The 13791-nt window shown below is 59.0% G+C and carries 11 protein-coding genes and 1 tRNA gene; 9 read left to right on the top strand and 3 right to left on the bottom strand.

What is annotated here, in order from left to right:
• Positions 1-75 precede the first annotated feature (75 nt).
• From hpnD to GAL01_RS08945, 4 genes are all read left to right on the top strand, one after another.
• Positions 76-951, top strand: coding sequence for a presqualene diphosphate synthase HpnD (hpnD, locus tag GAL01_RS08960; protein WP_062031964.1), 876 nt, complete (start codon positions 76-78; stop codon positions 949-951).
• 3 nt (positions 952-954) lie between these two features.
• Positions 955-2250 (top strand): hydroxysqualene dehydroxylase HpnE, encoded by a 1296-nt coding sequence (hpnE, locus tag GAL01_RS08955; protein ID WP_062031968.1) that lies wholly within the window; start codon positions 955-957, stop codon positions 2248-2250.
• 73 nt (positions 2251-2323) lie between these two features.
• On the top strand, positions 2324-4318 hold the full coding sequence (gene shc, locus GAL01_RS08950) for a squalene--hopene cyclase (protein ID WP_082790777.1): 1995 nt from the start codon (positions 2324-2326) through the stop codon (positions 4316-4318).
• Positions 4318-4950, top strand: a complete 633-nt coding sequence (locus GAL01_RS08945) for a phosphorylase family protein (protein ID WP_062031971.1) — start codon at positions 4318-4320, stop codon at positions 4948-4950. Before shc ends, GAL01_RS08945 begins: the two co-directional genes overlap by 1 nt.
• Before the next feature lie 90 nt (positions 4951-5040).
• On the opposite strand, the gene GAL01_RS08940 is transcribed toward GAL01_RS08945, so the two are convergent.
• Together GAL01_RS08940 and GAL01_RS08935 are read right to left on the bottom strand one after the other, a co-directional pair.
• Positions 5041-5847: an RlmE family RNA methyltransferase gene (locus tag GAL01_RS08940; RefSeq protein WP_062031974.1), complete on the bottom strand. Its 807-nt coding sequence runs from the start codon at positions 5845-5847 to the stop codon at positions 5041-5043.
• A complete protein-coding gene (locus GAL01_RS08935) occupies positions 5844-6965 on the bottom strand; it encodes a Ppx/GppA phosphatase family protein (protein ID WP_062031977.1) in 1122 nt (373 codons plus the stop codon). Before GAL01_RS08935 ends, GAL01_RS08940 begins: the two co-directional genes overlap by 4 nt.
• Before the next feature lie 157 nt (positions 6966-7122).
• On the opposite strand from GAL01_RS08935, the gene GAL01_RS08930 reads away from it, so the two are divergent.
• The 3 genes from GAL01_RS08930 to GAL01_RS08920 all read left to right on the top strand — a co-directional run bounded on the left by GAL01_RS08930 (position 7123) and on the right by GAL01_RS08920 (position 10261).
• Positions 7123-7196 (top strand) — tRNA-Gln (locus GAL01_RS08930).
• Between the two features lie 153 nt (positions 7197-7349).
• The gene (gene guaB / locus GAL01_RS08925; protein ID WP_062031980.1) at positions 7350-8843 is read left to right on the top strand and encodes an IMP dehydrogenase; all 1494 of its coding nucleotides are present in this window, start codon (positions 7350-7352) and stop codon (positions 8841-8843) included.
• Positions 8844-8899: 56 nt separating this feature from the next.
• Positions 8900-10261: an RsmB/NOP family class I SAM-dependent RNA methyltransferase gene (locus tag GAL01_RS08920; RefSeq protein ID WP_062031984.1), complete on the top strand. Its 1362-nt coding sequence runs from the start codon at positions 8900-8902 to the stop codon at positions 10259-10261.
• Here GAL01_RS08920 and GAL01_RS08915 read toward each other — a convergent pair.
• Positions 10227-10751: a GNAT family N-acetyltransferase gene (locus GAL01_RS08915; RefSeq protein ID WP_062031988.1), complete on the bottom strand. Its 525-nt coding sequence runs from the start codon at positions 10749-10751 to the stop codon at positions 10227-10229. The two genes, GAL01_RS08920 and GAL01_RS08915, sit on opposite strands and share 35 nt — an antisense overlap.
• 93 nt (positions 10752-10844) lie before the next feature.
• Between GAL01_RS08915 and GAL01_RS08910 the strand changes: the two genes are divergently transcribed.
• Positions 10845-12647: a cation:proton antiporter gene (locus GAL01_RS08910; protein ID WP_062031991.1), complete on the top strand. Its 1803-nt coding sequence runs from the start codon at positions 10845-10847 to the stop codon at positions 12645-12647.
• Positions 12648-12815: 168 nt separating this feature from the next.
• Complete coding sequence (locus GAL01_RS08905; protein ID WP_082790778.1) at positions 12816-13790, top strand: glycosyltransferase family 8 protein; 975 nt, start codon at positions 12816-12818, stop codon at positions 13788-13790.
• Position 13791 lies beyond the last annotated feature (1 nt).

The following is a 13791-nucleotide window of genomic DNA, read 5'->3' as shown; positions in this document are numbered from 1 at the left end:
CCGTTCAGGTCATCTTTGTGTTGATGGGATTTGGGGCTAGAACCCTGATCTTCTGAAACGAGACAGGGGACAGACATGGTTTTCAGCAGGATGCGCGCTTCTTCAGGTCTTCCCTGCGCGCAGGCCGATCTGGATCATGTCGAACGGATCGTCACCGCTTCGGGGACGTCCTTTGCCCGGGGGATGCGCATTCTCCCGGCAGACCGTCGTCAGGCGATGTTCGCAGTCTATGCCTTCTGTCGTCAGGTGGACGACATCGCCGATGGCGATGCAGGCGTTGCAGACCCCATGGCCGCCCTTCAGGACTGGCATCGCCGTGTTGACGGCCTCTATGAAGGCTTGGCGACAGATGCACTGGATCGGGTGCTGATCGTGGCGATCCACCGTTACCAGCTTCAGCCTCAAGATTTCCATGACGTCATCGACGGAATGGCGATGGATTGTGGGGCACCGATCGTGGCACCGGACGAAGCGACGCTGGATCTGTATTGCGACCGCGTGGCATCGGCTGTCGGACGCTTGTCCGTCTGTGTGTTCGGAGATTCGTCAGACAATGCCCGGCGTGTTGCCTATCATCTGGGACGCGCCCTTCAGCTCACCAATATTCTGCGCGATATCGCCGAAGATGCAGGCCGGGACAGGCTGTATCTTCCCTCCGAACTCCTGACCCGGTTCGATGTCCCGAAAAATCCGCAAGAAGCTCTGTACGCTCATGGGCTGGATCAGGTTGGGCGCATCCTTGCCCAGCGGGCACGGGACCATTTTCGGGAAGCGCGGAAGGCCATGCAGCTGTGCAACAGCACCGCAATGCGTCCGGCACGCATGATGGCCGCTTCCTACGCGCCCATCCTGTTGGCCCTGCAAAAGCGCGGCTGGAAAACACCGGATATCGCCCCGAAAGTCTCCAAACCTTTGAGACAGCTTCGTACCCTCGCAGCGTATGTGAAGTAACCCATGAGCCACGTCCACATCATCGGCGGTGGTCTGGCAGGCCTCTCCGCCGCAATCGAACTCGCGGCACAGGCCCGCGTCACCGTTTACGAATCAGGGCCGGCCTGCGGCGGTCGGGCGCGTTCCTTTCACGACCGTTCCCTTGATGCCCGCATTGATAACGGCAACCACCTGATCCTGTCGTCGAACGACCTGACGTTCCGCTATCTGGACATCATCGGCGCACGCCACACCCTGACCGGTCCGGGACTGCCAATCTTTCCGTATTACGATCTGGAAGACAGCCTCGCCTGGACGCTGCGCCTGTCGAAAGGAAAGCTCCCCTTCTGGGCTCTTCCGGGTGGGCGGCGTGTTCCGGGCATGAAACTGTCCGAACTCACCGCTTTGGGACGCTTTTTGCGTGCGGGTGACAGGACGACCGTGGACACCTGTCTCAGTTCCGGGCAACTCAGTCGCCGGCTGCTAATCCCCTTTGCCATCTCGGTTCTCAATACGGATATCCATACCGGTAGTGCGAAACTGCTCGGCAACGTGATCCGCAAATCTCTCGCCAAAGGTGGCATGGCCTGCTGCCCGTGGTTCCCGGCGGTCGGCCTGTCCGAAACCTTGATTGATCCGGCAGTAGCCTATCTCAGGCGCTTTCACGGTGATGTGCGCACAGGCGTCCGCATCAGCGCCATCGAACAGCAGAACGGGCGCGCCACGGCGTTGGAAACCGGTGAAGGGCGGATTGAACTCGGTCCCGAAGATCAGGTCATCATGGCTGTTCCGGGACCTGTAGCACAGTCCCTGCTTCCGGGACTGATTGCTCCGGATGCTTTTGAGAGCATTGCCAACGCCCATTTCCGTCTTCCGGCAAAAGTTGAAGCCCGGGGCGTCGTTGCGCAGGCAGGCTTTGTGGGACTGGTCGGTGGTATTTCGGAATGGATCTTCCTGAAAGGGGATATCCTGTCCGTCACCGTCAGTGCCGCCAACCGCTACGCCGACCGCAGCAACAGCGAACTTCTGGCCACGATCTGGTCGGAAATCCGACGCGCTCTCGATCCCGTCCTGTCGCAGTCACTACCGGTCGCCATGCCACCCTCGCGTCTGGTGTGGGAAAAGCGCGCAACATTCGCTGCAACACCGGAACAGAACCTCCTGCGTCCGGGAGCGAGAACCGATCTCGTCAATCTGGCGCTGGCCGGAGACTGGACGGATACCGGACTGCCCTCCACGATCGAAGGCTCCATCCAGTCCGGACTTCAGGCTGTCGCCGCTCTGGGCTTCCGTTCCGCTGCAGAGAACACGGGATCGTGATGAGCGATCATCCTGTCATGATTGTAACACAGCTCCCGACTTTGAGGACTGCCTGCGTCGGAAGAGCCGAACAATGCTGATCTATTCTGATATTCTGGAAAAGGAGGATCGCGTGAGCGAAACCTTGTCCCGTCAATCGGTCGAACCCGATGAGATCAACTATGCCATCGAAGGCGCGCAGACCGCGCTGGGCGGGAAGCAGAAATCAGACGGACACTGGGTCTACGAACTCGAAGCGGATGCAACGATCCCCGCCGAGTATGTCCTGCTCGAACACTATCTCGACCGGATAGATCCGGAAAAACAGGCCAAGATCGGCGTATATCTGCGCCGCATCCAAGGCGATCATGGCGGATGGCCGCTTTATCATGATGGCGGCTTCGACCTCTCGGCGACCGTAAAAGCCTATTTCGCCCTCAAGGCAATCGGCGATGACATCAATGCACCCCATATGCGGATTGCCCGTGAGGCCATTCTCGACCACGGCGGCGCGGCGCGGACGAATGTGTTCACGCGGATCCAGCTTGCCCTGTTCGGGGAAGTCCCCTGGGAAGCAACGCCCGTGATGCCGGTTGAGCTCATGCTCTTGCCACGCAAGGCGTTTTTCTCGGTCTGGAACATGTCTTACTGGTCGCGGGCCGTGATTGCGCCGCTTCTGGTTCTCAATGCGCTCCGCCCCAAAGCCATCAATCCGCATGGCATCCATGTGCAGGAACTCTTCGTCAAGCCGCCTTCAGAAGTCACGGACTGGATCCGCGGTCCGTACCGTTCGGTATGGGGGCGCTTTTTCAAGCATCTGGACTCCGCCCTGCGTCCTGTTCTGCCACTCATTCCACAGAGCGTGCATAAAAAAGCCCTGAAAGCCGCCAGCGACTTCATAGAGCCGCGTCTGAGCCGGGGAGGGCTGGGTGCCATTTATCCCGCCATGGCGAATGTCGTGATGATGTACCGCGCGCAGGGTGTCCCCGATAGCGATCCACGCGCCATGACCGCATGGGAGGCCGTTCAGGATCTTCTGGTGGATCATGGCGATGAAATCTATTGCCAGCCCTGCGTCTCGCCCGTCTGGGATACCGGCCTGTCTGGCCTTGCGATGATTGAAGCCGCGTCCGGTCCCGCCGGGACAAAGCATGAAGAAACGCTTGCGGCCCTGAAAAAGAGTGCCGAATGGCTTCGGGAGCGCCAGATCCTGAACGTCAAGGGCGACTGGGCCATCAACACACCTGACCTGCGCCCCGGTGGCTGGGCGTTCCAGTACGAGAACGACTACTACCCTGACGTCGATGATACCGCCGTCGTCGGCATGCTGCTGCATCGTGTTGATCCCGAAGGCAGCCGCGAGGCGATCGCGCGCGCTCGGGAATGGATCATCGGCATGCAGAGCACCAATGGTGGCTGGGGTGCGTTCGATATCGACAACGATCTTGAACTGCTCAACCACATCCCGTTCTCGGATCACGGCGCCCTTCTGGACCCGCCGACGGCCGACGTCTCGGCCCGCTGCATTTCCTTTCTAGCCCAGCTCGGCGATCCGGACGACCGTCCTGTCATTCTCAAGGCACTGGAGTATCTGCGCTCTGAACAGGAACCGGAAGGCTGCTGGTTCGGCCGTTGGGGCACGAACTACATCTATGGGACCTGGTCTGTCCTGTGCGCGCTGAACATCGCCGGTGTGCCACATGACGATCCGATGGTTCTGCGCGCTGTAAACTGGCTCGAAAGCGTCCAGCGTCCTGATGGCGGCTGGGGTGAAGACTGTGCGACCTATGAAGGCGGCACGGCAGGCATGTACAACAAGAGCCTGCCCTCCCAGACAGCCTGGGCCGTTCTGGCGCTTATGGCGGTCGGGCGCCGCGAGAGCGAAGCCGTCAAGCGCGGTGTAGCGTATCTCGTGTCCCAGCAGGACGACAAGGGAGAGTGGCAGGAAGACGCCTATAATGCCGTCGGTTTCCCGAAGGTATTCTACCTGCGTTATCATGGCTACAAGCAGTTTTTCCCACTCACCGCGCTGGCCCGCTACCGTAACCTCGGCGCGAGCAACAGCGGCAAGGTGGAGTTCGGGTTCTGATGCTGGGCATCCTCGCAGGCCTGAAACAGGAAGCCCGTGTGATCCGGCGCTTTCTGCCGGGTGTTCCTCTGGCCCTGAGCAATGCCACACCTGAAGGCGCACGGCTGGGCGTGGAGCGCCTGCTCCGCGCAGGGGCAACGGAACTCCTGTCCTTCGGATGTGCAGGGAGTTTGTCGCCGGAAGCTCCTCCAGGCACTGTCATCGTGGCTGATCATGTTCATCATGAAGGCCGGAATATTCCTTCCGATCCCGCTTTGAGCATGAGATTTGGCTCTGCCTGTGCGCGCCGGGGGGGCATCCTGCATAGCGATTCACTGGTTGAATTTGCTTTTGAAAAGACGCGGTATTTTTCTGAAACGCACTGCATCGCGGTGGATATGGAAAGCGGTTTCATTGCGCAGAGCGGCGTGCCGTTTGCTGTCCTCAGGGTCGTGTGCGACGACGCCACGCGGGATCTGCCCCCTGCGGTCAAGACCAGCGTGAAGGACGGCGCCGTATATATTCCTGGGTTGGTCGGGTCCCTTGTCCGGCACCCGTTGCAGATCGGCGGGTTGATCCGCCTTGGAAAAGAAGCAGCCCTCGCACAGCGCGCCATGGCGTCATTTCTTCAGGCCAATCCTCCCCAGATCTGAACAGACTTCTCCCCCTTCGCAGGTATGGAAAATTCCGGACATAAAAAAGGGAGGCTTCTGCCTCCCTTTTCATCTTCCTGTTCGTATCCGTCAGATTGGATCGGCAGCGGCCGTCAGGCGTTCGGGACGGAAACCCGTCGCCACGACATAAAGCTCGCTTGATTCTTTGCGGGACGCCGGGGGTTTGACATGCCTGACGCTGGCAAATGCGGTTTTCATTGTCGCCAGCATGTCTTTTTCCGAGCCGCCCTGAAAGACCTTGGCAATGAAACTGCCGCCTTCGGCCAGAACCTGAAACGCAAAATCCAGTGCGCCCTCCGCAAGGCCCATGATCCGCATATGATCGGTTGCAGCATGACCGGTCGTATTGGGCGCCATGTCAGACATAACCAGATCGGCCGGACCGCCCAGCATCTCTTTCAGACGATCCGGCATATCGGGGTCCGTAAAATCTCCCTCAATGATCTCGGCACCAGCAACAGGATCAACTGGAAGCAGGTCCAGCCCTACAACGTGCTTAGCGCCCCGCTTGACGGCGACCTGCGTCCAGCCGCCCGGAGCAGCACCCAGATCAATAATGCGGGTCCCTTCTTCAATCAGCTTGAAGCGATCATCAATCTCGATCAGCTTGAAAGCCGCGCGTGACCGCCAGCCCTGCTTGCGCGCGGCTGCGACATAGGGATCGTTGAGCTGACGGTTCAGCCAGCGCTGCTGTGCCGTGGTGCGTCCACGGGCCGTTTTAAGCGAGACCGTCTTGTTACGGGCGGTTTTTGACGTTGCTGAATCACGTGTGGCGTCGTTTTCACCGGGATTGGAGGCACTTTTCAGAGCCTTGCCCGGGATACGCTTCGGTCCCGTATCCTTACTGGAACCGGAGCGGGATCTTGGCGGCTTCATATCGTGGCATATGTCCCGAATGGGCCCCGTGACCGGGGCGTGGCATGGCGACTGGTCGTATGACGCCCCTTGCCGGAACGCTGACCATGATCGCGGGCCATACGCAGCAACATCCCGTCGCGCAACCCCCGGTCTGCAATCGTGACGTCTTCAACCGGCCACAAACGATGGATTGCCTCGAAGATTGCACAGCCCGGAAGGACGAATTTCATGCGCTCAGCCCCCACGCAGGGATGATCCGCCAGTTCATCATGATCCAGACGGCGCAGGCTTCCGATAGCATCCATCATGCTATGGCCCGGAAGTGTCAGCCCATCAATCGCTGCGCGGTTGTAGCGGGGCAGGGACAATGCCACCCCGGCCAACGTCGTCACGGTTCCCGACGTGCCGATCAGGCGTGTCTTTCCATGCGTGACCTCACGACGGATACGGTGCACATTCTCGAAACCTTGCAGATAATCCTGAACATGGCTGACCATCGTCTCATAAGAGGGGCCATGGCCTTCACCGAACATTTCCTGAAGGGTGATGACGCCGACGGGGACGCTTGTCGTGCCGATCAAGGTTTGGGTCTGACGCTCAGGGTCAATCCGGACCCATGCGACCTCAGTGGACCCGCCACCAATATCGAAAAGGACACCGCGATCAGCGCGAACAGGTTTGTGTTCGGGCTGACGGAAGAGGGGGGAGCAGCTTTCAAGAGCCAGCTCAGCTTCCTCGCGAGCTGTGATGATGTCGATCGTAAGGCCCGTCTCGTGCTGCACACGCGCCAGAAACTCGCGGCCATTGGCAGCCTGACGGCAGGCTTCCGTCGCAACCGCACGAACATGCACCAGCGGCCACTGTCTCATGCGCTCCGCACAGACCCGCAGGGCATCAAGCGCGCGCTTCATGGAGTCTTCGGCAAGCCGCCCACTGGCACGCAGGCCTTCTCCAAGACGGACGGAGCGGTTGAAACTGTCCACGACACGAAAACCGGTAGGCGTTCCCGCAGCAATCATGAGCCGGCAGTTGTTGGTGCCAAGATCAATGGCGCCAAAGAACGGACCCGTACGTCTTGCAGACGCATGAACAGGCATCGGGCCTGACAGGTTGTGATCCGTTCCGTACCTCATCATGTGTTTCGGCTCCCGCTTGCCCGTGATCTGGGACCTTGGAAAAGCAGCATGGGGCTCAGGGGACCCTGCTCGCAAGAAAAATATGTGTTTTTTCAAAAAAATGTCCGGATCGCTCTTGCGCCCTGCGAGGTCGGTTGATAAATACCCTCTCACCGCTTGGGAGATAGTTTAGCGGTAGAACTACCGGCTCTGACCCGGTCAGCCCTGGTTCGAATCCAGGTCTCCCAGCCAAGAAAATCCTCAGAAAATACCGCAAAAAAGAGACTTCCCCTCGGGGGGCAAAGTGCTCTATGAGGACCCGCCAACGGCCGGTCGGCCTTCTGGCCTCCGGTTCAAACACATCGCGTCTTTCACGACGCATGACGTAACGGGGGCACGCGGCTCATGACTTCATCTTCCCACGCAACAAATCTGAATGAGCGCATCCGCGAAGCGCTGGCTTTCGATGACGTTCTCGTCGAACCGGCAGAATCGTCGGTTCTGCCAGCTCAGACCTCCACGCGCACGCGCCTGACACGCTCCATCGAGCTGAACATCCCCCTGATGTCTTCCGCAATGGACACCGTCACAGAAGACGCCATGGCGATCGCCATGGCGCAGCAGGGCGGCATGGGCGTTATTCATAAAAATCTGTCGATTGAAGAACAGGCGGAACAGGTCCGTCGCGTCAAACGCTTCGAATCAGGCATGGTCGTCAATCCCGTTACCGTTGGCCCCGACCAGACACTGGCCGAGGTTCAGGCCATCATGGCACGTCACGGCGTCTCCGGCCTTCCCGTCATTGAAAACGGCAGCGGCGTTCTGGTCGGTATCCTGACCAACCGCGACATGCGCTTCACGACCGACCCGAACACGCGCGTCCGTGACCTGATGACGCACGAGAACCTTGTGACTGTCCTTAACGGTGCCGCACCAGACGAGGCACGCACGCTTCTGCACCGTCACCGCATCGAGAAGCTTCTGGTCGTTGACGAGGCAAAGCGCTGCATCGGACTGATTACCGTCAAGGACATGGACAAGGCCATCGCGCACCCGCTGGCCATCAAGGACTCCCAGGGCCGTCTGCGCTGTGCCGCCGCCGTAGGCGTCGGGGAAGACGGGTTCCGTCGCGCCGCAGCTCTTGCTGAAGCCGGCGTGGACGTCATTGTCGTGGATACGGCCCATGGCCATTCACACGGGGTTCTGAGCGCTGTGGAGACCCTCAAGAGCCGCCACGGCGGACTTCAGGTTATCGCCGGCAACGTTGCCACCCCACAGGCCGCACGCGCCCTGATCGCCGCAGGTGCCGACTGCGTGAAGATCGGTATCGGACCGGGGTCCATCTGCACCACGCGTGTCGTTGCGGGCGTAGGTGTGCCGCAGTTCTCGGCCGTTATGGAAACAGCCGCAGCCTGTCATGAGCTGGACATCCCCGCCATTGCGGATGGTGGCGTCCGAACGTCGGGCGACATCGTCAAAGCTCTCGGCGCAGGCGCTGACGTGGTCATGGTCGGCTCGCTTCTGGCTGGCACCGACGAGAGCCCGGGCGAGACGTTCCTGTATCAGGGCCGCTCCTACAAGGCCTATCGCGGCATGGGATCGCTCGGCGCCATGGCCCGCGGTTCCGCAGATCGTTACTTCCAGGCTGAAGTTCGCGATACGCTCAAGCTGGTTCCGGAAGGCATCGAAGGGCAGGTTCCTTACAAGGGCAGCATGGCTCCGGTCATCCATCAGCTCGTCGGCGGCCTGAAGGCTGGTATGGGCTACACGGGATCGGCCACCATTGCCGATCTTCAGGTCCGCACCATGTTCCGTCGCATCACGAATGCTGGCCTCCGTGAGAGCCACGTCCATGACGTGACGATCACCCGTGAGGCTCCGAACTACCGCCGGGACTGACCGTTCGTGCATCAAAGCCTCTCGCATTGAGGGGCTAAACGGGCTACGGGGGCGCTATGACCCCCGCAGCCCGTCTTTCAGGCGCCATCGATCTGCTCTGTGCGATCCAGAATGCGCCCCGCCGTCCCGCCGACGCCACAGCCAACGCTTTTTTCCGCGAACGCCGTTATATTGGTGGCGGAGACCGTCGGGCCATTTCCACGATTGTGTGGGATGTCCTGCGTGGCTGGCGGCGGCTGCAGTGGAATCTCAGGGATATTTCCGGCGATATCTCCCCCCGGCTCATCTGCGCGGCCTCTCTGCTCCTTGGCGGAGAAACGATGGACAATGTCCGTCGGCTTTTTTCTGGAGAGCGTTACGCGCAAAAGCCTCTAACATCCCGTGAAGATATCGCGCTTAAGGACCTGGAAGGAAAAGAACTTTCAACCCAGAAGCAGCCACTGGCGGTACGGCTCGAATATCCGGACTGGCTGGAAAGTGGTCTTCGCGAAACCTTCGGCAACCGTCTGCCAGACGAGATGGAGGCGATGCTGGGTACGCCAACGCTCGATCTGCGGGTCAATCTGCTGAAGGGAACCCGCGAGCAGGCCGTCCGGGAACTTCGCCGCGAATCGCTTCCGGCAGAGATGACGAAGCTGTCTCCGTGGGGACTGCGTCTTGATGGACGTCAGCCCGTAACCGCGACACAGGCCTTCAAAGACGGTCTGGTCGAGATCCAGGACGAAGGCAGCCAGCTTGTGGTCGCAGCCGCCGACGCACGGGGCGAGCACCGGGTTCTGGATTATTGCGCGGGGGCAGGCGGCAAAACGCTGGCACTGGCGATGACCATGGAAAACCGCGGACATATCGTCGCCTGTGACGTGCACGAAAAACGTCTGGACGGAGCAGTCAAACGGCTGCGTCGCGCAGGCGTTCACAACGTGGAGCGGCATCTCCTGGTATCTGGCGACAAGTGGGCAAAGCGTCGGGCCGGCAGCTTCGATCGCGTGCTTGTCGATGCACCGTGCTCGGGAACCGGAACGTGGCGGCGCAATCCGGATGCACGCCTTCGCCTGACACCGGAAGACATCCAGGAACTTGTCGTCAAACAGGCGCAGATCCTTGATCGTGCAGCCTCTTTGGTGAAGCCGGGCGGACGCATGATCTATGCGACCTGCTCGCTTCTGGCCTGCGAGAACGGCCAGCAGATTGATGCATTCCTCAAACGCCGCAATGACTTCATCCGCCTGCCAAAAGAGCAGATGTCCGAGCTTCTGCCCACCGAGTTGCGAAACAAGGCACAGTTCTCGCTGACGCCCCTGCGGGATGGCACGGATGGATTTTTCGCCTGCGTTCTGGAGCGCGTCGTAACGGACACAAAGACGCAGGAGGAAGACGCGGCCGTTACACTCCCGGCGGCAGAAGATCCTTCCACATAACAAGTGCGTCCACATATCCTTTCGAAGGGTGATCGAAAGCTCCGGGAAGCGTTCCGATCACCCGAAAACCCAGTGATTTCCACAGGGCTACGGCACGCAGATTGCTACTGACGACAAAATTGAACTGCATGGCGCGAAAGCCAAGCTTTGCAGCTTCAGCAAGCGCTTCCTCAGCCATCAGCCGCCCTGCACCAAAGCCGGAACGCGCAACGAATCCCGCGTTGCTGATGTGACTACCGCCGCCTTTCTGGTTCGATTGAAGATAAAACGTCCCGACGATCTCATGATCGCGGGTCTGGGCAACATAAACGCGGTGCTCGACATTCATCCAGTAGGCGAGTGCCTGACGGCGCCCCCAGTGTCGGGGCAGGGCATATGTCTCGCCCTTCCGCAGTACAGGAGACAGCAGGCGCCAGATTCCTTCACGGTCCAGAGACTGGGCAGGACGAACCAGAAGGTCAGTTCCGGTTCGGGCAGGAGAAGACATCATGACGGGGCGTTCTTCCGTGTTTTTAGGTGCGCGACGGGATCTGGAGTATGATACCGCTTCGTAGCCATCATGCGGAGCCCGTGCCGAACATCCATGCAGTATGACATTCTTATCGGCATTGCCTCGACTTTCGGCGCGGGAATGCTGGCCCAGTGGGTGGCCTGGCGCTTCCGCCTTCCGGCCATTGTCCTTCTCTTCTCTCTGGGCCTGATTTTCGGGCCGGGTCTGGGCATTCTTCATCCTTCCGAAACGATGGGATGGATGTTCCGGCCGCTGGTGTCCCTTCTGGTGGCGCTCGTGGTGTTCGAAGGAGGCATGGCGCTCGATTTCCGCCAGCTGCGCGAAGCCGGAGAAGGCGTTGCGCGTCTGACGATGCTGGCACTGCCCATTAACTGGGTTCTGGGATCCCTGGCAGCACATTACGTGGCCCATCTGGAATGGGGCACCTCCATGCTGTTCGGGGCAATCGTCGTGGTGACGGGCCCAACAGTCGTTCTGCCGCTTCTGCGTAGTGCCAAGCTTCAGCCGCGCGTTGCAGCGTTCCTGCGATGGGAAGCCATCGTCAACGATCCGCTGGGAGCAATTCTGGCGGCGGTCGTGCTTCAGCTCATGCTGCTGCATGTGGACATTCATGCGGATGTGTTCTTCACGCATACGCTACCGGATCTTCTTGGGGCCATTGCCGTCGCGCTTTCCGCGGGAATCCTGCCAGGATATCTGGTCCGCTATCTGTTCACGCGCGATCTGATGCCGGAAATCCTCAAGACGCCGATGCTGATCTCGATGGCGCTGGTGATTTTCTCCCTGTGCAACCTGGAGATGGGCGGCGCCGGACTGATGGCGGTCACGATCTTTGGGATGGCACTGGCGAACCTTCAGATTCCGGGCGTGACGGAACTGCGGCGCATGAAGGAATCACTGGTGGTTCTGGTCGTGTCGGTCCTGTTCATCATGCTGACGGCCGATCTGCAACGCGATGTTCTGGCACAGCTTTCCATTCCGATTTTCGCGCTGACGGTTGTGGTTCTGTTTGTTGTGCGCCCTCTGGGCATTTTCCTTTCCACTCTGGGCACGAGCATGCCCTGGAAGGAAAAGCTGTTTGTCGGCTGGATTGCGCCACGCGGTATCGTCGCGGCTGCCGTGGCTGGCGAGGCGGGGGTCAGTCTCAAGGAGGCGGGATACCAGTCTGCGGATCTGATCATGCCAGCGGTGTTCGCAGTGATTGCCGTGACGATGATCCTGCACGGTTTCTCGCTTGGGCCCATTGCACGACGCCTCAAACTCACCCTTTCCAACGATCCGGCCATCGCAATCATGGGAGCGAGTGGATGGTCCATCAACCTTGCATCCTGTCTGCGCAAGGCGGGCGTGCCGGTTCTGCTTGTGGACAACCGCTCCAGCGCACTCCTGCCGGCCACCCGGCAGGATATTCCGGTACTGCGCGCAGAGCTTCTGTCGCAGCATGGGCAGGAATCCCTGGAGGAGCGACCTGCCGATTATCTGATCGCGACGACGGGTGACGGCATCTATAATGGTATGGTCTGCGGGCATCTGGCTCCGACCATGGGACGGCAGCGTGTCTATCAGATCAGCCCTGGCGTGGCACGGCTGGATTTCTATCACGGCCTGTCACGCGACGCTCGCGGCAAGGTTCTGGGAGAACCGGCCTGGAACTATACCCTGTTTGATACGCTGTTCGAGCAGGGATGGCGGTTCGTCGCCGTGGAAGCCACGGACGAGAGTGCATCGACGTTCGGGAATGACGAAAACAGGCTTGATCTTCTCGTGGTTCGGCGGGATGGCGGCATCCTGATCCGTTCAGCCGAAGACAACGACAAAGCCGTGCCTCAGCCTGGAGACAATATGGTCTGCATGGTGCCGCCAGAGGTGGAATAAATATTAAGTGAGGAGGGGCTGCAGAGATCGGATTGTGCGAAGTAGCCCACAATAAAACGAAGATAGAAACACAATCTTAAAACATGGACTCTATGTTTTCAGTGCGACGGAATTTTCTCCTTTCTTACCGCGGTGGGAGCGCTGCCGTCCAGAAAACGGAGAACGCGCATGAGCGTACAGACCTGCGTTTGCTACTGCACTGACCAGTCTTATCTTTTCCCTACTCTTGTCAGTGCACTTCAGGCGCGTGCTCATGCGGCAGCGGACATCGCAGACATTATTATTGTATGCTTTGACGTTGACGCTGCGACATTTTCCATCGCAGGCTCAATCTGTAAAAAAAACAACATTATTATTTTTTCAAGATCAAGATCTGACATTGACGGTGCGTCAGCTATGCTTGGAAGACTTTATCTCGATGAGATTTTACCGGAAAATTACAAAAATATTCTTTATGTTGATGGCGACACTCAGATCAAATACTGTCTGAATGAATTATTGTCCTGCCCTCCACCTAAAGAGCATTTTTTCGCTTCTGCCGATCCTATGGTCTTTCTTCTCGAAGACGATTCACGCGAAGGCGAAGGTGTAAGAGAACATTTTGTAGATATTGGACTGACGTCCCAGAAGTCCACTTTGTATTTCAATACGGGCGTTCTTTATTTTCATCGGTCAGCATGGGCGGCGATTGCGGAGCAAGCACGAACCATCATTCGTTCCCAGAGCAGGATGTCCAGATTCCCCGATCAGGATATTCTCAACCTCGTAGGCATCGAGCGCGTACTACCCATGTCCTTATCATGGAACTTTCCTGTCTTTCTGTTCAATGCCGATCTGGAAGACACTATCCAGCCAAAAATTGTTCACTACATGTCACAGCCGAAGCCATGGGAAGGAATTTTTCGCCCCTGGCAGGCAGTCGACTATGAGCCATATCCGGCGTTTGTCGCCGCTTATCCTGAAATTTCCGGACTGTGGAAAAGTAGTTCGCCACTGCGAAAAGCACGATATCTCGCACAGCAAAACTACAAACGTTTCTGCGAAACCCGGAGATGGGGGCGCGGTCCCTTGCACACCCGTATTCTCGACTACGAAGCCAGATGTCGGAATGGCGCGGAGCAGACCGAACAGCTTTCATTCTAAA

Origin of the sequence: Gluconobacter albidus (genome assembly GCF_002723915.1) — a bacterium.
GTDB classification, from domain to species: Bacteria; Pseudomonadota; Alphaproteobacteria; order Acetobacterales; family Acetobacteraceae; genus Gluconobacter; species Gluconobacter albidus.
Note: the sequence above shows the minus strand (reverse complement) of the source record. Positions and strands in the feature narration are given on the sequence as shown.

What these genes read in the sequence shown, in the direction of transcription:
- GAL01_RS08940 (WP_062031974.1), bottom strand. Translation starts at nt 5,847, where the DNA reads ATGAAGCCGCCAAGATCCCGCTCCGGTTCCAGTAAGGATACGGGACCG.
- GAL01_RS08945 (WP_062031971.1), top strand. Translation starts at nt 4,318, where the DNA reads ATGCTGGGCATCCTCGCAGGCCTGAAACAGGAAGCCCGTGTGATCCGG.
- GAL01_RS08915 (WP_062031988.1), bottom strand. Translation starts at nt 10,751, where the DNA reads ATGATGTCTTCTCCTGCCCGAACCGGAACTGACCTTCTGGTTCGTCCT.
- hpnD (WP_062031964.1), top strand. Translation starts at nt 76, where the DNA reads ATGGTTTTCAGCAGGATGCGCGCTTCTTCAGGTCTTCCCTGCGCGCAG.
- GAL01_RS08905 (WP_082790778.1), top strand. Translation starts at nt 12,816, where the DNA reads ATGAGCGTACAGACCTGCGTTTGCTACTGCACTGACCAGTCTTATCTT.
- GAL01_RS08920 (WP_062031984.1), top strand. Translation starts at nt 8,900, where the DNA reads ATGACCCCCGCAGCCCGTCTTTCAGGCGCCATCGATCTGCTCTGTGCG.
- hpnE (WP_062031968.1), top strand. Translation starts at nt 955, where the DNA reads ATGAGCCACGTCCACATCATCGGCGGTGGTCTGGCAGGCCTCTCCGCC.
- guaB (WP_062031980.1), top strand. Translation starts at nt 7,350, where the DNA reads ATGACTTCATCTTCCCACGCAACAAATCTGAATGAGCGCATCCGCGAA.
- shc (WP_082790777.1), top strand. Translation starts at nt 2,324, where the DNA reads ATGCTGATCTATTCTGATATTCTGGAAAAGGAGGATCGCGTGAGCGAA.
- GAL01_RS08910 (WP_062031991.1), top strand. Translation starts at nt 10,845, where the DNA reads ATGCAGTATGACATTCTTATCGGCATTGCCTCGACTTTCGGCGCGGGA.
- GAL01_RS08935 (WP_062031977.1), bottom strand. Translation starts at nt 6,965, where the DNA reads ATGATGAGGTACGGAACGGATCACAACCTGTCAGGCCCGATGCCTGTT.